Raw genomic sequence first — 19,644 nt, 5'->3', positions numbered from 1 at the left:
GCATACAGAGTGACGCTGCAAACGCTTTGTTGCAATCAGTAATAGATAAATGGCGCCTGCAACTTTTTGAAAAAAAGCGATCAGATGAGGGAGCTGATCGCGTAACATTTATGCCCCGTAGCCAGACGCTGCGGGACTTTTCAGGGTTAAAGGTAAGGGTAATGAACATGAAGAATTTGGGTCTGCCGCTGGTTGCACTCACTTTTCTGGTATTGGCCGGTTGCTCCACGCAAACGGTGGTCACGTTGCAAAACGGCACACAGTATCTGACCAAGGACACACCCAACGCCAAGACCGCCGACGGTTTCTATGAATTCACCGACATCGCCGGCAAGCGTATTCGTATCAAGGCCGATGACGTGGCAACGGTGCGCAAGGAACAATAAGCCTGGCGTCAACGCCGATCACATGTGGGAGGGGGCTTGCCCCCGATAGCGGCAGGTCAGCTACATATAAGCAGGCTGATACACCGCAATCGGGGGCAAGCCCCCTCCCACAGTTTTGACGGTGTTCCCACTCAGCCGATCATTATCCCCTCCCCTGACACACTGCTCACCCCCACCAGTGTCACCGAGTCGGCGCCGAAGCTGATCACGGTGTCCCCGCCTACCAGCTTGGCATGATCACGATAATCCGTGCTGCCCTGCACGTCCGTGAAGACCAGCTTGTCCGTTGCCTGGTAGCCCAGCACACGATCATTGCCAAAGTGCCCGCTGAACAGGAAGGTGTTATGCCCGCTGCTGTCGCGGATCGTGTCATTGCCTTTGCCGCCCTCGATAAAGTCCGCGCCCTTGCCGCCCTGGATCAGGTCGTCGCCGTGACTGCCGATGATGAACGTATTGCCCTTGTGCGCTTCGGCATTACGGTTGAGGTCTTGCACCCAGGTGGTGGCCCGCGCGGGGTCGGACAGGTTGGCGACGATCACCGTGGAGTCGCGGGTCATCTGCTCATAGAAGCCGGAGTCGAGAATGCGCGTCATGCCATCGCCGTAGCCGGTGGGCAAGTGCGACACCCAGGTCGGCAGGTTGAGGATGGAAAACGGCAGCACGTTCCACAGCGATGACGCGTAGTGGTCGTTGAAGCTGACGATATTGTCGGTGGTGGACTCATGGGGTTTGTCGTGCACGCCCAGCGACGACGGGTTGAACGATGCGCCATCCAGCGCGCGGAACACCGGGTCATTCTCGTAGCCCACGTTCAGCACCTTGTCACCGCCACTCTGGGTTGGCGAGGCGTAGGCCACGTAGTTGGCGTCCTTGTAGAAACCCGCCCATTTACTGTCGCTCAAGTCGGCCATGCTGTTGACCGCCAGCCCACCGAGGCTGTGACCGCTGACCAGCACATCCTGGCCGCTCAGGCCGTGGGCACCGGCAAACTCGGCGACGTTGTTGAGCAAGCCGCCGAAGGCTTCGCCGGCGTAGTTTTTCGCGTAGTCCTTGGGCCCGAACGCGGCGAGCAGGTCGCTGATCACATCACCGATGGCGTCACTGATCAGGTTCTCCCGCGGCCCCGAGGTGCCGCGAAAACCGATGCCGATTTCCTGCAGCATGCCGGCATCATCGTATTTGCCCAGCACTTCGACCTGGGCCGAGGCGTAGCCGGGTTTTTCGCCAAAGAATGTGCCCCGCGCGTCCACCTTGCCGGTGTAACCCAGGGCGCCCGCGCTGATCGGCGTCCAGCCGGCCGCGTGCACGGCGTCGAGGGCGGCTTTTTCCGAGTCGGGGTTCCAGGGGATCCCGCCAATCACCCCCTGGGCATCGGTGCCGCCGATCAAGGCGCTCACCAGCGTGGCCGGCAAGCCCAGGCCCAGGCCGTTGTTCTGATAACCCACGGCAAAACCGTGATCCAGGTTGTGGTAGGCATACAGCGTGATCGCCAGCGCATCGGCGAACAGCGCTTTGGAGCCCTCGGTCCCGAGGTTTTTGTAGTCAAAGATACCCATGGCACTGCCTCTCTGTTGTTGGATTTGTCGAGAAAGCCAAAACACCTTTTTATCCATCACCCGCTGTAGAAGCGAGCTTGCTCGCGAAGCTCGTCAACGATGACGCGCTCTACCTGAACAAACGCGCCGCACTTGAGTTATTCGCGAGCAAGCTCGCTCCTACCGTGGTTTTTAACGCGTCAGAACGCCCAGTCCAGGCTCAAACCGACGCCATGCACCTTCTCCTTGCTGGCCAGCAAACCGTTGTAGTCGAAGTTCACTCGCGCATCCTTGCTCAGGGCCAGGCTCACCCGTGCCCCGACCAGGGCGGCATCGCGCACCATCGGCGCGCTTTGCACCGCGAACGAAGGGCCACCGGAGGCAAACGCCAGGTGCTGCTCGGAGTCGGTGCTGCTCAGGTTGTGCTGCCAGCCCAGGGTGCCGGAGACTTCCAGTTGCTGGTGATCATTGACGTTGAAGGTTTTCAAGGCGCGCACCCCCAAGGTGCTCAGCACCAGGTCGCGGCTGTCGTCGCCACTTTTCAGCGCGGCGGCATCGCCCTTCTCTTTGAAGCTGTCCGTGTCCAGGTGCACGTAGGCCAGGTTGGCGAATGGCTCAAGCGCCAGGGGTTGCAGGTTGATGCGGTACGCCGCCTCGGTGAACACCTGGGTGCTGTGGGCATCGACCTTGGCTTTTTGCTTGCCGCTGACGTCGCCGTATTGCAGGTCGCGCTTCACATCGGCGCGGTGCCAGCTGTAGGTGGCTCCGCCGCTCAGGCGCCAGGCGCCGATTTCATGCCCGGCATAGGCGCCGAAGTGGTAGCTGTCGACCGAGGCACGGCTATGGGTGTCGCTGCCCATGTTCAGCGACGTATCGCTGTAGCCCGCCACCAGGCCGATGCGCGTTGCGTCGTCGAGGGCACCGTCCACGCCGGCCAGCATGCCGCCGATGGACGTGGTGTAGCCGGCCGTGTCGCTGCGGCTGTCGGTCTTGCCCCAGGCCCCGAGCGCCTTGACCCACACGTTGCCACGACTGTCGATAGCCTGGCTGGTCGCGCCCATTTCACCGTTGCGCAGCCGCTCGCCAACCGCTTCGCGCACGTAGCGGCTGTCATTGACCAGCGCAGTCTCCAGGGCTGGATAGACTTCGCCGCTCAGTTGCTGGAACGCGCCCTGTGCCGAGGCCGCGGTCGGGGCCAGCAGCAAGCTTTCATACACCCCATTGCCTGCGCCCAATTGCTCGGCGGCGGCGGCGACGGCGCGCTGGTTCGGCGTAGCGGCGACACTGGCGAAGCTGTTGGTGCGTGCCACATCCAGTTGCACACCGCCCGCTGCGTAGTTCAACGTGCCGCCGATGAACAGGTAGTCCGGCAGTACCGCACCGAAGCGGCCGGTGACACCGCCTGCGGCTTGCAGGATGTTGTACTGGCGGCCAATCAGGCTTTGCGCCTGGGACACGCTCAACAAGGTCGGACTGTTTTCCAGGGCCAGGGTCACGGTGCCGCCATTGAGCGTGGCAGTGCCGCCGGCGACAATCCGGTCGCTGCTGGTGGGCGACAGTTCCACCGCGTAAGTCGAGCCCGCATCAAAGGTGACATTGCCCGCCACGTTCAGCGTGCCGATGGAGTTGCCCGGCGCCACGGTGCCGCCGCTTTTTGCGCTCAGCGAGCCGATACGCCCCGAGCCACCGACCACGCCGCTCTGGCTGACAGTGACGTCGGACGTAACCGAGCCGTTGATCGCCAGCAAGCCCTGGTTGACCAGGGTCGGGCCGCTGTAGGTGTTGGCGCCGGTCAGCACCAGCGTGCCAATGCCCTGCTTGGTCAGGCCGCCATGCCCGGCGATGTCATTGCTCCACACATCCAGCCCGCAATGGATGTCGTTGCACACACGCTGGGTCGGTTTGCCGGCATCCACCACCGCGCCAATGCCCGGCAGGTCCGCGACGAACTGGCCACTGCCGTAGGCGCCGTCGATGCGAAACTCGGCCGGAATATCCTCGGCGGTAACGAACATCCCCGGACCGTTGATCGCCTTGCCCAGGTTGATCATGCCCCAGCCATACAGCGAATCGATGCCCGGCGCGCCGAGGTCGGTGGCGGTGGTCTTGAGCAGCGTGGAGATCTGGTCGCCACTCATGTACGGGAAACGCTCCATCAGCACCGCCGCACTGCCGGCCACATGAGGCGCGGCCATCGAGGTGCCGTTGAAGTTGGCGTAGTCGTTGGTGAGGTTGTCCAGGTTGGTGCCGTTGATGATCGAACTGAAAATCTTCGTACCCGGCGCCGCCACGCAGAAACTCGCCGCATAGCCACAGCGCGACGAGAAGGTGCTGATCACGTAGGGGTTGGCGCTCGCGGTGTCCGGGTTCTGTTGCAGGGCCGCCACCGACAGCCAGTTCGGCGCAATTTCCGGCACGAAATACGCCAGGCCCGAGATGGCATCGGGGTTATTGCGGTTGTAGTCGTTACCGGCGGCGAAGATGGTCAGCACACCGCTGCGGGCCGCGTCGATCGCGCCTTGATAAGCGCCCCCGGCGATCGTGCCGAGGATCGGCCGGATGTTGTTGAACTGCGCCTGGGCTTCATTGACCGTGAAGTTGGGGAACGCCGGATCGCGCCCGCCCTTGGCGTACTGATCACCGATGCCGATGCCCCAGCTGTTGTTGATGATGCGTGCGCCGCTGGCAACCAGCGCATCCCAACCGGCTTTGTACACCGCGCCATCGTTGCCCAGGATGATCCCGTCTTCCGGGCCTGGGTCACCGTTTTCAGCGCTGATGATTTGCGCGTTGAACGCCACGCCATGCATCGGCCCGCCGTCGCGGTTACCCGCCGCAATGCCGCCGACATGGGTGCCGTGGTTGCCCAGCTTGCCGTTGGAGCCCAGGGACGGCGTGCCGTCATAGCGAAACGCATCACCGGCCTTCACCGGGATATACGGGTCGGTGTACTGGCGAATGCCCTCGGTGACGATTGTCACCACTTTGTCGGGGCTGGCGAATTCCGGATGCGGGGCGTACACCGGCTGGTCGAAGATGCCCAGCTTGACGCCCTTGCCGGTGTAGCCGGCGGCATACGCGGTGTCGGCGTGCACGGCGCCCAGGCCCCAGTCGGCCTTGAATTCGTTGCTGCGCCAACTGGCGGCATCGCCCGGCTTGCCGGTTTCCACATAGGGTGCGGCCTGGGCTGTCCCCAGGCTGGCCAGGCAGCACAGCAGCGCGCCGTATGGCACGCGGCTCAACGCCTTGAGCGGGTAGCCCGGGCCTGTGTGGAGGGCGATGGTGAACCCTGACTTGCATTTTTTCACGGTGACCTTCCTTAGTTTTCTTATTGCATTTGGAAAAATCTCGACCCGGCGCCACTGTCCTCCTGTGGGAGGGGGCTTGCCCCCGATAGCGGAGTGTCAGTCGCCGGAAGTGCTGGCTGACCCACCCTCATCGGGGCAAGCCCCCTCCCACATTTGGACTGTGGTGTGCCTTTAGAACTGCCAGTTCAGGCTCAGCCCCACGCCCTGGGTTTTCTCGCGCCCGCCCAATTGGCCGTTGTAATCCAGGTTGACCCGTGTCGCCGGGCTCAGCGCCAGGCTCGCCTGCAGCCCTACCAACGCGGCGTCGCGCAGCAACGGTGCGCTGCGCACGGCAAATGACGGCCCGCCGGCGACAAACGCCAGGTGTTCCTCGGATTCCACCGCCGTCAGGCTGTGTTGCCAACCCAGCGAGCCGGACAGCTCCAGTTGCTGGTGGTCATTGAGGGCCAGGGTTTTCAGGGCACGCACGCCCAGCGTGCCGAGCACCGCATCACGTCGGTCACTGCCGCGCTCCAGGGCCGCCGCCGCGCCTTTTTCGTGGAACGAGTCACTGTCCAGGTGCACGTAGGCCAGGTTGGCGAAGGGCTCCAATGCCAGCGGTTGCAGGTGAATGCGGTACGCGGCTTCGGTGAACAGCTGCGCCGTGCGCGCCTCCAGCTTGGTCTTTTGCTTGCCGCTGACCTCGCCGTATTGCAGGTCGCGCTTCACATCGCCGCGATGCCAGCTGTAGGCACCGCCGACACTCAGGCGCCAGTCGCCCAGCTCACGCCCGGCGTAGGCGCCGAAGTGATAGCTGTCGATGGACGCCGAGGAATGCGTGCCGCCGCCCATGCTCAATGAGCTGTCGCTGTAGCCGGCGACCACACCGACGCGGGTCTGTTCGTCCAGTGCGCCATCGACCCCCGCCAGCAAGCCGCCGAGGGAGGTGGTGGAACCTGCCGCTTCACCGCGCGTGTCGGACTTGCCCCAGGCACCCAGTGCCTTGAACCACAGGTTGCTTTCACCGGCCACCGGCACATGGCGCAAGCGCTCGCCCACCGCATCGCGCAGTTGGCGGCTGTCGTTGATCAACATCGCGCCCACGGCCGGGTAGATTTCACCGGACAGTTGCTGCAGGCCCTGTTGCGCCGTGGTCACCGAGTCCGACTGCAGCAGGCTTTCGTACACCGGGTTACCCGCACCCAACTGCTCGGCGGCCGTGGCGACGGCGCGCTGGTTGCGGGTGGCGGCGACGCTGGCGAAGCTGGCGTCATTGCGCCCGACATTCAGTTGCACCCCAGTGGCGGCGTAATCCAGGGTGCCGCCGAGGAACAGATAGTTCGGCAGCACCTGGCCGAACTGGCCCTGGACACCGCCTGCCGCCTCGAGAATCGAATACTGCCGGCCGATCAGGCTTTGGGCCTGACCCTGGCTCAATAATGTCGGGCTGTTTTCCAGGGCCAGGGTAACCGTACCGCCACCCAGCACGGCCTTGCCGCCGGCGACGATGCGGTCGCTGCTGGTGGGGGTGAGTTCCACCGCATAGGTGGAGCCGGCGCCCAGATTCACATCCCCGGCTACCTGCAAGGTGCCCACCGAGTTGCCCGGCGCCACACGCCCGCCGTTGTTGACCGACAGCGCGCCGATCCGTCCGGAGCCGCCGAGGGTGCCGCTGTCGTTGACCGTCACGGCCGAGGTCAACGAGCCGTTCACCGCCAGCAGGCCGCCGTTGACGATGGTTGCGCCGCGATAGGTGCTGTCGCCGCTGAGCACCAGGCTGCCCGCGCCGGATTTGATCAGGCTGCCTTCGTACACGCGGTTCGCCGCCGCCTGATCGCGCGCACTGCCCACGGCGTAGTCGGTCTGGTCCTGCTGGCTGGCGCTGGTGCCCACGCCGTTCTGCCAGCCTTTGTCGAGCAGGGTTTGCTGCCAGGCGCTGTGCTCGGCGCGGTCTTCGGCCTGACGCTGGAGCAGCGCCTGGTCGGAGATGCCATTGCTCCACACATCGCCCTGCCCGGCTGCGAGGTTCACGTCCATCGCGCCCAGCAACTGCCCCGGCCCATGCATTGCCCGGCCCAGGTCAGGCACGCCCCAGCCGACGATGGCGTTGGGGGCCTGGGTGATTGAGCCGTCAAGTTGCGTGGCGGTGGTCAATAGTACCTGCAGCGCCTGCTCGTTGGTCATGTAGGGATAGCGCTCCATCACCAGCGCCAACGCGCCGGTGGCATGGGGCGCCGACATCGAGGTGCCGGATTTCACGCCATAACCGCCGTCCGGGATGGTGCTGTTGATCAGCGCACCCGGGGTGGAGATACACCAGTACTTGGCGATGCCGCACTGGTTGTACTTCTGGTTGTTGGCCCTATCCAGCCCCGACACCGCCAGCCAGTGACCTTCCAGTTCCGGCTGGAAATACGGCAGCGCCGAGCGCACGCTGGCATTCGCATAGCCGCTGTTGCCGGCGCTGAACACGTTGATCACGCCAGCCTTGGCCACATCCGCCGCCGCGTCCAGCCAGGTGCCGCGGTTGTAGTGCTGGGCGTAGGCCGCGTGCAGATCGCCCAGGGTCTGGTAGCTGACGTCCTTGGGCTGGCTGCCCCAGCTGTTGTTGATGGCGCGCACGCCGGAATCGACCAGGGCGCTGTACACCGTTTTGAAGTACTGAGGGTCCGGAGTCGGGCCGAACAGAAAGCTGTCGTTGGCGTTGGTGTTGCCGACATAGACCTGGGCGTTGTACGCCACGCCATGCATGCCCACGCCGTCGCGCGCCGCGCCCATGGTGCCGGTGACATGGGTGCCGTGGGAGTCGTTGTTCGGGTTGAGTGCGCCGGTGGTGCTGAAGGGCCTGCCATCGACGTAAGTGCCGCTGGCGGTGACCGGATGGAAGCGATCTTTGGACGCTTCGGGGTGATTGGCATCGAACCCCGAGTCCAGCGCACCGATTTTCACGCCCTTGCCGCTGATTCCGGCGGCATAGGCTTCATCGGCCTTCATGCGCCCCAGGCCCCAATCGCTCTGGTACTCGGCGGAACGCCAACTGGCCGGGTTACCCGGCTGGCCGGTTTCGGCGTATTGCGCCTGCGCCGCAACGGACAACAGCAGCAATGAGCCTGCGGTGAAGGGTTTGAACCGTGGTGAATCCGTGATCATCCGTACACTCCTGTTTTATTGTTATGTGTCGCCCCTACCGCGTTCTCTCCGGACCGAAGGCCTCGTCCACCTTGGCCAGGTCGGTGTCGCGCAAGTTGCCCGCGTAGTAATGCAATTTGGTCCAGGCCATCAGGTAGTCGTACCGCGCCTGGGCCAGGTCGCGGCGGGTGCTGTAGAGCTGCTGCTCGGCATTCAACGCATCGAGGTTGACCCGCTCGCCGCCGAGGATGCTTTGTTTGGTCGACACCACCAGTGCCTCGGCCGAGGTCAGGGCCTTCTGATAGGCGCGCAACTTGCTCACCCCGGACAGGCAGGCACTGAACTGGCGGCGCAGTTCGATCAGGGTTTCGCGGGTCTTGCCTTCCAGTTCGTACTCGGCCTGCTCCATGGCGCGGCTGGCCTGGCGCGTGGAGGCCGAGATAGCGCCACCGGCATACAGCGGCAGGCTGACTTCGACGCCGATGGTGTTGGTGTCGTAGCGCTGGTTGTAGGTGTTGCCGCTGTCCGATTCCTGCTTGCGTGAACTGGCGTAGGCGGTAATTTTCGGCAAATGCCCGGCGCGGTTGCGCTCCACTTCATAGCGCGCCACTTCCAGGGATTGGCGCTGCGAGGCCAGCACCGGGTTGTTGGTCAGCGCCAGTTCGTGCCAGGTGGCGTAGTTGGCCGGGCTCAGGCTGAACGCGGCGAAGCTGTGGTTCAGCGGCGCCAGGTCGTCGATATTCACGCTTTGCACGCCAATCAACGCACCCAGCTCGCGCAGGGAGGCATCCTGCTCATCCAGGGCCTGGATCTCTTCGGCGGTGGCCAGCTCATAGCGCGATTCAGCTTCCAGGATGTCCGTGCGCGTGCCCTCGCCTGCCTTGAACAAGTGTTCGTTCTGCTGGAACTGCTGCTCGAACGCTTTCTTCTTGGCGCGGGCGATGTCGATCTGGTCCTGGGCGAACAGCGCCTGGGTGTAATAGCTCAACACCCGCACCAGCAGGACCTGGCTCTTGTCACGAAAGCTCTCGTCGGCAAACAGCGCCTGGGCCACGCCCTTGCGGTAGTTGGCGTAGGCTTCGTAGTCGAACAGCGGTTGTTGCAGGCTGAAGGTGGAGCCGTAGCTGTTGTAGTTGCGGTCGTCGCGATAGCTGCCGCCACGGCCGTCGGGCAGGTGCGCTTCGGAATTGTTGCGGCCCTTGTTGTAGTTGTACGACAGCCTTGGCAACAAGCCGGCGCGGCCGATGGTGCGGTTTTCCAGGCCGGCGTCGCGCTCCTTGATCGCGCCAAGGAACACCGGGTCATTGCGCAGGGCCTGCTCATACACATCGAACGGGCCCATGGCGGCGTGCGCACTGGCACAGCTCAACAGCAAGGCGATGAACACAGGCTTCATGTTCATTCCTCGGTCAACGCAGAGCCGGCGCGATCGAGCAGCGGCTTGAACAGGTAATTGAGCAACGAGCGCTCGCCGGTGCGCACGAACATCTCGGCGGGCATGCCCGGCTTGATCACCAGGCCGTGGAGTTTTTCCAGCGCCGCTTCGCTGACGGTGGTGCGCAGCACGTAATACGGCGCACCGGTCTTTTCATCGAGCATCTGGTCGGCGGAAATCAGGCTCACCTCCCCCGGCACGCGCGGGGTGCGGCTCTGGTTGAAGGCGGTGAAGAGGATGTCCACCGGCAAGTGCGTACCGACCTTGTCCACCAGGTGCACCGGCAAATGCCCTTCCACTTCCAGGCGCGTGCCTTGGGGCACAATCTCCAGCAGGGTTTCCCCCGCGCGCACCACGGCACCGATGGTGTGTACGCCAAGGTTGACCGCGATGCCATCGGCCGGCGCGTTGATTTCGCTGTGTTGCAGGTCGAAACCGGCGGAGGTGAGTTGCTGCTCCAGGGTCAGGCTGCGCAGTTGCGCGTCGGCCAATTGGCTGCGCACTTCCTTCTGGTATTCCTCGCTGTGCTGCTGCAATTTGAGGCGCGACTCGACAATGCCCTGCTCGACGCGGCCACTCTCGCCGGCGTTTTGCGCCAGGTCCTGCTGCACCTGGGACAACTGGCGCTGGTAGTCCATCAGGCGGTTACGCGGGATGTAGCCGTTGTCGGCCAGCGGTTGCAGGTTGCTCAACTGGTCGCGCAGGGATTGCGCCTGGGCGGTCAGGTCGCTGCGGGCACGGCGCATGCCGCCCAACTGCGACATGGCACCGTCGATGCTCGCCCGAATGCCGGCCTGCTCGCGGGCAAAGGCCTCGCGGCGACTGCTGAACAGTTGGCGTTGGCCCTCCAATACCAGCGCCAGTGCCGGGTCGGGATCAGTGCTCAGCTCGGCGGGAAACGTCACGCCGGGCAGGTTGTCACGCTCACTCTGCCAGCGTGCGGCGCTGGCCCAGGCCATACGGTACTGGGCTTGCAGCGATTGCACGTCGGCCTGGTGCTGGGTCTGGTCGAGGCGAAACAGCGGCTGGCCTTGTTTCACGGCCTCGCCGTCGCGCACCAGAATCCGGCTGACCACGCCGGGACTGAGGGTTTGCACGGCCTTGCGCTTGCCCGACACCACCACCGTGCCCTGTACCGGAATGCCTTGATCAAGCGGCGCGAGGCTGGCCCAGAGGAAAAACCCGCCGGCGCCGACCACGGTCAGCAGCCAGCCCATGCGCACGAAGGTGCGCGCGTCGTGTTGTTCGTAAATCATGCAAGTATCCTTACTGCTTGACGCAAAACGTGTAGGAGCGAGCTTGCTCGCGAAAAACCCACAGGCACTGTGGGTAGCCAATCGGAGCGCGTCATCGTTGACGACTTTCGCGAGCAAGCTCGCTCCTACCGCCGGGTCTTTCCTTCGGTGCTTCGTGCTGGCCGGACAACGCGCGCAGCACTTCCTGGCTCGGTCCGAACGCTTGCAACTGGCCTTCGCTGAGCACCAGCAACTTGTCGGCCTGGGCCAAGGCGGAGGAACGGTGAGTCACCAGCACCACGCTGCTGCCCTGGGCCTTCATCTGCACGATGGCGCTGGCCAGTGCCGCTTCGCCGACGGTGTCGAGGTTGGAGTTGGGCTCATCCAGCACGATCAGCCGCGGCCCGCCGTACAAGGCGCGAGCCAGGGCTACGCGTTGCTTCTGCCCGCCGGACAGGCCGCCGCCGTTGTCGCCCAGTACGGTGTCGTAGCCTTGGGGCAGGCGCAGGATCAATTCATGCACCCCGGCTTGTTGCGCCGCCTTGACCACCCGTTCCGGGTCGGCTTCGCGAAAGCGCGCGATGTTGTCGGCGATGCTGCCGCTGAACAGTTCGATGTCCTGTGGCAGGTAGCCAATATGCGGGCCGAGGTCGTCGCGGTCCCAGCGGTGAATATCCGCGCCGTCCAGGCGCACCGTGCCGGCCAGGGTCGGCCATACGCCCACCAACACGCGGGCCAGGGTGGATTTGCCCGAGCCGGAGGCGCCGAGTACGCCCAGCACTTCGCCGGCCGCCAGGGTGAAGCTGACGTGGTGCAGGGTCGCCAGGCGTCGACCGGGCGGGCCGGCGCTGACCTGCTCGAAACTGACCTGACCCTTGGGCGCCGGCAAGGCCATCTGCTCGCCTTGCGGGGGAAACTCGCGCAGCAGTTCATCGAGGCGCTGGTAGGCCAGCTTGGCCGAACTCCATTGTTTCCATACGGCGATCAACTGGTCGATGGGGCTCAGTACCCGGCCCATCAAAATGGAGCCGGCGATCATCATCCCGGCGGTCATATCGCCCTTGATCACTAGAAACGCGCCCAAGCCCAATACCAGGGATTGCAGGCACAGCCGCAAGGATTTGCTCAGGGAAGTGATCACCGAGCCGGTGTCGCTGGCCTTGTTCTGCAAGCCGAGGAACTGCGAATGCACCGCAAACCAACGCTGGCGCAGCGCACCGAGCATGCCCATGGCCTGGATGGTTTCGGCATTGTGCAAATGGCTGGTGGCCAACTGCGTCGACTGTTGGGAAAAACCGGCGGCGTCGCCCAGCGGCTTTTTGGTCAGGTACTCGTTCAGCCACGCCAGGCCGATCAGCAGCACCGCTCCCGCCGTGGCGAGCACGCCAAGCCAGACGTTGAACAGGAAAATCACGAACAGGTAGATGGGAAACCATGGCGCATCGAAAAACGCGAACAGCGCCGGCCCCGTAATGAACTGGCGAATGTGGGTCAGGTCGCCCAGGGATTGCCCCGCATGCCCTTGCCCGCGTTGCAGGTTGCGTTCGAACGCGGCTTTGTAAACGCGCAAGTTGAAACGTCGCTCCAACTGGCTGCCGATGCGGATCACCACAAAACTGCGGATAACTTCGAGCAGGCCTATAAAGACAAAGAACCCCACGACCATCAGCGTCAACATCACCAGCGTAGTTTCATTCTGGGAGGACAGCACGCGGTCGTACACTTGCAGCATGTAGATCGATGGCACCAGCATCAACAGGTTAATCAAGGCGGTAAAACAGCCAATGCTGATCAAGATGCTCTTGTACTCACCCAGCGCCTTGAACAAAGGCGCAACGGCATGGGGCTTGGCCATATCTTTTACTCTTCCCTGAACCCAGATGACGCGCAATAGTTGCCCAACCCCCGAACACGGCGCGGTCAACTAACAAATGAAGTTATAAGCTTATAACTGGAAACTAAGGTGTGCGTCGCAACGCAACTACACCACCGGATTTAGTGCGCCCCTCATATTCGCCTTCCTTCTGGCGATTCAAGTGCGTGATCCCGCTGCCTTCGGCATTCATCAGCCAGATACCGTCCGGAGTGGGCGACCAGGTCAGGGGCTTTTCACCCAGCCATTGCGCCACACACGCCACGTCGCCGCCCAGGCGATTGGCCTGCTCTTGCAGGTCCAGCGCACAGACCTGGTCGCCCTGGTGCAACTGCCAATGCCCTGCCAACTGCGCGGTACTGGGTAAAACAAGACTGCTCGCCATTGCATGGGCTCCTGCCGACACGATCAAAAGGGTCAACCACTTGGAAAAACGCTGCATCGTTTGGCTCCATCCTGGAACGCGGCGCCGGAGCGCCGCGCTTTACATCACGCCACGATGTCGCTGGCAGCCGCCTGGCCAACGGTGGTGACGAGGAAATCCGCCACGCCGTGCCCGGAGAAGTCCACGGCCAACGTGCCCAGGTTGGTGCCTGAGGCGTAGGACAGAACCGCATCGCCGGCATGCCCGGTGAAGGCATTGACGAAGGTCACGCCCGCACCCTTGGTGATACCGGACAGGTCGATCTTGTCCGAACCCGAGGTGAAGTCGAAGATCTTGTCCGCAGCCCCTGGCTTGGAGTCGGAACTGGCACCGTACACGAATGTATCGCTGCCGGCGCCGCCCCACAGTTGGTCCGCACCGCCACCGCCGTAGATGAGGTCGTTGCCGGCCCCGCCCTTGATCAGGTTGGCGGCCTGGTTACCAATGATCAGGTCGTTGCCCGCGCCGCCGAACGCGTTCTCGACGGTGACACCTTTGGCGATGGACACGTTGCCCACCAGGCCGCCAACGTCGGAGAACGAGGTCGCATTGAGGTTGATCTTCTGGTTCTGGGTAAACCCGGAGAAGTCCAGGGTGTCGTTGCCGCCACCGTCCCATACCGAGAACACCAGCTTGTCGGCATTGGATGTGGCGCTGAGGAAATCACGCCCGGTGTTGGAGTTGAAACCGTAGGTGGTGTCACCGGCGCGGGTGTTGAGGTTGGCACCGTAGAGCTTCTGGATCGCGGCGATGTCGTCGATCAGCGGACCGGAAGCGTACGCCTCGACCCCGCCTTTGCTGAAGTTCTGGTTGGTGTTGCTCTCGCTCCAGTAACTCATGAGGCTATAGCCACGCGTGTCCTGTCCATAGGTCGCGTCGTTATAGGTCGGGTTGCCATTCCCGGCGTTGTAGTCGCCAGGGTGAGCCAGGCCCAGGGTGTGACCGATTTCGTGGGTCAGGGTCTGCCGGCCATAGTTGTTCAGGTCCGGGGTCTTGTTCGGCGTGTAGCTGTTGTTGGTCAGGTACCACGAGGTGCCGTCGTAGCCTGCGCCGGTGCCGGGCAGGTAAGCGAACGCCGCCGCGCCGTCCTGGCCACCGCTGTAGTTGCCGAAGGTCATGTGCCCGTCGCCGCCGGAAGCCTTTTCGGTAAAGGTCACGTTGGCCACATCCGACCAGGATTGCATGGCCAGTGCGGCCTGTGCTTTCTGCTGGGCGTTGAATTGGCTGAAACCTGAGATGCCATGTTTATTCATGGTGCTCTGGGTAGCCGAGGTGAGGAAGGTGTAGGTCAGATCGATCTTGCCGTTGCCATCAAAGTCCCGGTACGCGGCGCCATCGCGCAGCAGTTGGGTGGCTGCCTGGTCCACGCTGTAGGACGGTTTGCCATTGACGGTGAGGTTGCCGCCACGGTCATACAAATGGCTGAAGCTATCGATTTGCGAGTAAGCAGTGCTGGCTTGCGCGGCAGATACAATAGCCTTGTCTTTTACTTTTGACATAAACGTACTTCCTTGTTTGCAAGTGCATCAGTCTTTGTTCGATAGGAACCTCGCGGGCGAGGATAGTCCTATCACTCACCTCTTTTGAAGGCGTAAGAAAACTGACACAACTTGAAATCTTTCGTCTACAACTATTTCACTGATGAAAATGTGATGCAGGTTCAACAACAGGAAGTCGCGCGCAGCATTTATTGGGCGTGATTGCTCATTGCGCGCCCAATCTAAGTCCAGTGTTATTTAAATATTAAATAGCGCTAAAGCGCTTTAATTGAGCGTCGTACTTGAATAATGGATCCAATATATTGACACCGTGGCATAAGCAATATTAATGAGCCACTACCGGCATATAAAAGTCCGTCTGGTCTGCCCCCTGATGCCGGGACACGCACCGATTTGACGGGCATTGAAGATAATCAATGTGTCAGGTATACCTCGTATATGAGCGAACTCTCTATTAGCGTTGGACGCCGTGATCAAAAAGGAACACATGCATGGCCCCCTGTGATCTGCCCTGCCGAAAGAATGTCCGGGCCCTTCTGCTCAACCCACATGATCAAATTCTATTGATGCAGGTGACCCTGCCTGACCGGACCTTCTGGTGCACCCTGGGTGGCGGAATCAAGCCGGACGAAAGCCTTCAAGACGCCGCACAACGTGAGCTGTTCGAAGAAGCGGGATACCGCCCCGAAGAACTGTCCCAAGGGCGCCTGGTGTGGACGGGAAAACATACATTGATGCGTAATGGCACGCCGGTTCTTCTGGATGAGTCCTTTCTGCTATATCGGGCTACCCGCATCGATTTCACGACACAGCATCAGACCGACGAAGAGAAAGCCGTGGTCAAGGAGATGCGCTGGTGGAGCGTCGAGGAAATCAATCACACCGAACAGTTCATCGTGCCACCGCGCCTGGGACATTACCTGCAACGCCTGCTCACTCTAGGCCCTCCCGCTTCCCCAGAGCTGATTCAGTTAGCGGATGAGTCATGACGGTCACTTGATTTGCAACGACATCTCGCCCATGCCGTGGCGTCTCTCGCCAGCTTGGCGGCCAGCAAGACATGATCCAGGTCAAGGAACCGCCGAACGGACCTGAAAAAGTCGCCTTCCCCTTGCGAACGGATGCTATTTTGAGTGCTCGACACCAGGACTATTGAAGGTCCTGGCTCCTGCCGCGAGCTAAAGGAAGCGCTCAATGAACAAGGTGGGCACTATGAACAAAGTGACATTCCCCAACGCGTGCCAGCTGATGCGCTGGCACTTTCATCCGATGGGCTTCGAGGGGAGCATGGACGCCCCCGGCAGCATGGTGGCCCGCCTGTTTGATCGGACCAGCGGCGAGACACTGATCGCTATCGCTGGCATTCCCTGCGCCACTGTAATGAACGCCGCCGATGTGGAGCGCATCATCGAGGCGGTGGAGGATGAGCTTGAGAGTTTTGTGCCGCCTCTGTCGCTGCGGGCCTGATCGATTGCCGCAGACCGGTGAGATCCAACGGTGGGAGGCGCTGGGTCAGTCACTGCAAGGTCGAATGACAAAGCGCAATCGGGGGCAAGCCCCCTCCCACATTCAGATCGCATTGAGGCCGATCAACCGCGTTGATCGTCGAAGAATGCTTTCCTGCCGTCCACCCGCTCCGATGCCCTTGGCACATTCACCGCCTGGCCTTCGGGCTTTTCCACGTACCAATAACAGTGGCTGACCGCTCGCGTGATACCGACGTAGGCCAGGCGCAGCACTTCGTCTTTTTGTGCGTTGTCATACGCCTCGTTGTCGCCATCCTTGCCCAGGCCCGCCATACGGTAGACCTGGTTCTTGTAAGGCGAACTGGTGAGGTGCTGGCAGTCCCCCAATAGAAACACCGCGTCCGCCTGCAGGCCCTTGGCGCTGTGATAGGTCAGCTGTTTGAGCTTGCGCGCCTGAGGCGGCAAGCTCGAATCAAGATTAACTACCGCCTGAATATGCTCTTGTATCAATAACTTATCGCTGCTTTTTCGATATAGCATCAAGATCGTATCACCCTGCTGATAATGCTCGAGCAGCTGCCGCGCCAGTGCAGCGTCGTCGCGCTCCTGCACTGTCACGGGTACCAGCGGCTTGGGCTCGCCACTGGCCTTGGCCTTTTTGCCGGGAATGGCCGGCGCGCTGCGTACGATGTGCTCGGCAGCATCGATGATGTGCTGATGACTGCGGTAGTTCTCAGCCAGCATCACCCGTGTGGTACTCGGCGATGCAAACTCTTGGTTGAATTCCATGAAGTACTTGGGTGAACTGCCGCGCCAGCCGTAGATCGACTGCCAGTCGTCCCCCACGCACAGTAGCGATGAACGCTGCGCCCCGCGCCCGACATGCATGGCCGGGCCACGGCTGCGGATTTCGCGCAGGCTGGCACGGATCCACGAGACAATCTGCGGCGATACGTCCTGGAACTCATCGATCATCAGGTGCGACATCGGCCGCAGCAATGGGTCGCTGAGCAGCTTGAGGTTTTCCGGGGTATTTTCGCCAAACAACGAAAACATGCGGTTATACGTCATGATCGGCGGCGATTGATCGAGCAAGTGATCTTCCAGGGCCTTCCAGAAAATGCCCAGGGCCTCGAAGAACAAGCGGTCCGGGTCGTCTTTGGCAAAGCTCATGCGGCCCACGGCGCTGGGCACATCCAACCCGAGGTTTTCGATAAAGCCGGCGGCCATCACAAAGCTGTCCAACAGCGGCGCTGAAGCAAGCTCACCCTTGACCTTGTAATCAAACCCTGGCCCGGCCGTGGCATCGCCCGCCAGACTGCTCAACAATCTTTTTGAAGACTCATAGTTATCAAGCCATATCAAAGGCTTGCGACAGAAAGCTTGAAACAAGGTGCGCTTTACCGCCCACTCTGCGCGCACTGACAGCTTTGAATTGGGCCGGCTGATCTGAGGGCTTTCCCGCGAATCAAAGCCCAGCACCACCCACGCGTCCAGCTCGGGGATATAGCCATGGCAATGAAATTTCGCCCCATTGATATCGAACGTCTGCCGGCTCGGCTCGATACCCTTGATCGGCCAGGCGCCGGCGCGAAACCACAGATCCTCGATGACGTCGCAGAGTTCTTCATCACGCCTGGCCGCCAGTTCCGTCACCGCCATGCGCTTTTGTACATCCGGGTGATCGCACTCCAGCTCCTTGAGTTGCAGACCATGGCGCGCCAACGGCGCGATCAACTCACGAAAACGCGCGTGGCTGCCGTGCAAGCGGTGATAGCAGGCGTTCATCTGTTGGCGCTGGGCGTCGTTGATGCGCAGGTCGAACGGATTGCTGTCGGCGTCCTCGACGCCGGCGCTGAGGTTCTCGAACGCCTGCAGTCGCTCAAAGCCCGGCAGGCTGCGCACCATCGGCAGGATGCGTGAGTGAAAGGTGCGCACCACCGCCTGGGCCTCTTTTTGGCCAAGGGGTTGGCCCCACAGGCTGAGAATCTGCATGAGCTTGTGGATGAAGTCCTTGCGCGATTCGCGGGTGAACGTCACCACGGTCATCGAACTCAGCTCGAAGCCCAGGTAATGGGTGAGCAGAAGGATGCGCAGCACCAGGGAGGTCGACTTGCCTGCGCCAGCGCCTGCAATCACTGAGGTCGAGGGCGTGTCGCTGAAGATCATCTTCCACTGCGCGGCGCTCGGCTGGGCGTGAGCCGGCAGCAAACGTGCAACGTCGGCCTTGATGCGCTTTTTGATGTCGGCGGTCAGGGGCAATCGCCAGTCATCGAACAAGTTGTCATCAATGCCCGGAGCACGAGGCTCATCGGACCGAAAATCACGTATCAGCAAGACTTGCCGGCCCTCTTCCAAACCGTCCGCCTTGCCCTCGCGGTAGCCATACTCCACACCGGCTTCATGCCCGCTGCGAAAACCGTCGGCTTGACCGTGTAACCAGGAGAAACGGTGTTGAGCGCGCAAACGCGTGAGGCCGTGTCCGAACAGACGCGCGGCAAGCCGTTTCAACAGCGGCATTTCCGCCAGCGGGCGCAATTCAGGGGGCAGATCAGGCTGTGGGGGCGGCACGCGAACTCCTGCGATGAGCTGGGTTTTGACAGTGCGCCATGGTCGCCGGAATTGACGCCGAGTTCCAGCCAAATGCTTTGGTGTCATGCAGTTAGGCGATGAAGTGAAAGTTATTGCCCTTAATTAACATCGAATCAGTCGATAGGAATAAGGCAGTTTTTACGCTTTTTATCGATCATGCGCTGGTGGAATATAGGGTCATCAACAGGAGACGATCATGCTTGAACTTCGACCCTTCAACACCCTGGGCGGCGCCCACCATGGCTGGCTCGACGCCCATCATCATTTCTCGTTTGCCGAATACCATGACCCCGAGCGCATGCACTGGGGCAACCTGCGGGTGTGGAATGACGACATCATTGCGCCGGGCACCGGCTTCCCGCAGCACCCGCACCGCGACATGGAAATCATCACCTACGTACGCGAAGGCGCCATCAGTCATGCGGATAACCTTGGCAACAAGGGCCGCACCGAAGCGGGCGACGTACAGGTGATGAGCGCCGGCACCGGGATTGCCCACAGCGAGTACAACCTGGAAGCCACGCCGACCAAGATCTTCCAGATCTGGATCATTCCGAATGAGGCCGGATTGCCACCGTCCTGGGGCGCCAAGCCGTTTCCGCAGGGTGTTCGCGAAGGTTTCGTGACCCTGGCCAGCGGCAAGGTCGGAGACACGCAAAGCCTGCGCATTCGCGCCGATGCACGCTTGGTGGCGGCTAATCTGAAGGCCGGTGAAACTGCCGAGTACCGTCTGGACAGCGGGCGCCGAGCGTACCTGGTGCCGGCAACCGGGACGATTGAAGT

Annotated in this window: 13 protein-coding genes; 4 read left to right on the top strand and 9 right to left on the bottom strand. The window is 62.0% G+C overall.

Going from position 1 to position 19,644, the window contains the following annotated elements; all coding sequences use genetic code 11:
* Nucleotides 1–161 precede the first annotated feature (161 nt).
* Nucleotides 162–386, top strand: a complete 225-nt coding sequence (locus tag CIB54_RS18470) for a YgdI/YgdR family lipoprotein (RefSeq protein WP_057722473.1) — start codon at nt 162–164, stop codon at nt 384–386.
* Nucleotides 387–517: 131 nt separating this feature from the next.
* On the opposite strand, the gene CIB54_RS18465 is transcribed toward CIB54_RS18470, so the two are convergent.
* The 8 genes from CIB54_RS18465 to CIB54_RS18430 all read right to left on the bottom strand — a co-directional run bounded on the left by CIB54_RS18465 (nt 518) and on the right by CIB54_RS18430 (nt 14,803).
* A complete protein-coding gene (locus tag CIB54_RS18465) occupies nt 518–1,942 on the bottom strand; it encodes a polyurethane esterase (RefSeq protein WP_101220591.1) in 1,425 nt (474 codons plus the stop codon).
* Nucleotides 1,943–2,121: 179 nt separating this feature from the next.
* Nucleotides 2,122–5,229, bottom strand: coding sequence for an autotransporter serine protease (locus tag CIB54_RS18460; RefSeq protein WP_101220590.1), 3,108 nt, complete (start codon nt 5,227–5,229; stop codon nt 2,122–2,124).
* A 171-nt stretch (nt 5,230–5,400) separates the two neighbouring features.
* A complete protein-coding gene (locus CIB54_RS18455; RefSeq protein ID WP_101220589.1) occupies nt 5,401–8,358 on the bottom strand; it encodes an autotransporter serine peptidase EprS in 2,958 nt (985 codons plus the stop codon).
* 34 nt (nt 8,359–8,392) lie between these two features.
* On the bottom strand, nt 8,393–9,733 hold the full coding sequence (locus CIB54_RS18450) for a TolC family outer membrane protein (RefSeq protein ID WP_101220588.1): 1,341 nt from the start codon (nt 9,731–9,733) through the stop codon (nt 8,393–8,395).
* Between the two features lie 2 nt (nt 9,734–9,735).
* The gene (locus CIB54_RS18445) at nt 9,736–11,028 is read right to left on the bottom strand and encodes an HlyD family type I secretion periplasmic adaptor subunit (RefSeq protein WP_065953476.1); all 1,293 of its coding nucleotides are present in this window, start codon (nt 11,026–11,028) and stop codon (nt 9,736–9,738) included.
* Between the two features lie 91 nt (nt 11,029–11,119).
* Nucleotides 11,120–12,862, bottom strand: a complete 1,743-nt coding sequence (locus tag CIB54_RS18440; protein WP_101220587.1) for a type I secretion system permease/ATPase — start codon at nt 12,860–12,862, stop codon at nt 11,120–11,122.
* Between the two features lie 103 nt (nt 12,863–12,965).
* Entirely contained in the window at nt 12,966–13,322 is a 357-nt protein-coding gene (locus CIB54_RS18435) for a protease inhibitor Inh/omp19 family protein (RefSeq protein WP_065953474.1), read from the bottom strand.
* 47 nt (nt 13,323–13,369) lie between these two features.
* A complete protein-coding gene (locus CIB54_RS18430; protein ID WP_057722481.1) occupies nt 13,370–14,803 on the bottom strand; it encodes a serralysin family metalloprotease in 1,434 nt (477 codons plus the stop codon).
* A 491-nt stretch (nt 14,804–15,294) separates the two neighbouring features.
* On the opposite strand from CIB54_RS18430, the gene CIB54_RS18425 reads away from it, so the two are divergent.
* Nucleotides 15,295–15,792: an NUDIX hydrolase gene (locus CIB54_RS18425; protein WP_101220586.1), complete on the top strand. Its 498-nt coding sequence runs from the start codon at nt 15,295–15,297 to the stop codon at nt 15,790–15,792.
* Nucleotides 15,793–15,997: 205 nt separating this feature from the next.
* The gene (locus CIB54_RS18420) at nt 15,998–16,270 is read left to right on the top strand and encodes a DUF1652 domain-containing protein (RefSeq protein ID WP_065953446.1); all 273 of its coding nucleotides are present in this window, start codon (nt 15,998–16,000) and stop codon (nt 16,268–16,270) included.
* 122 nt (nt 16,271–16,392) lie between these two features.
* Here the strand turns inward: CIB54_RS18420 and CIB54_RS18415 are convergent, their stop codons facing one another.
* Nucleotides 16,393–18,840 (bottom strand): UvrD-helicase domain-containing protein, encoded by a 2,448-nt coding sequence (locus CIB54_RS18415; RefSeq protein ID WP_101220585.1) that lies wholly within the window; start codon nt 18,838–18,840, stop codon nt 16,393–16,395.
* Nucleotides 18,841–19,057: 217 nt separating this feature from the next.
* Here CIB54_RS18415 and CIB54_RS18410 point away from each other — a divergent pair.
* Nucleotides 19,058–19,644, top strand: a 587-nt coding sequence (locus CIB54_RS18410; RefSeq protein ID WP_101220605.1) for a pirin family protein, incomplete at its 3' end; no start/stop codon positions are given.

Source organism: Pseudomonas fluorescens (assembly GCF_002837185.1).
GTDB lineage: Bacteria > Pseudomonadota > Gammaproteobacteria > Pseudomonadales > Pseudomonadaceae > Aquipseudomonas > Aquipseudomonas fluorescens_AM.
Note: the sequence above shows the minus strand (reverse complement) of the source record. Positions and strands in the feature narration are given on the sequence as shown.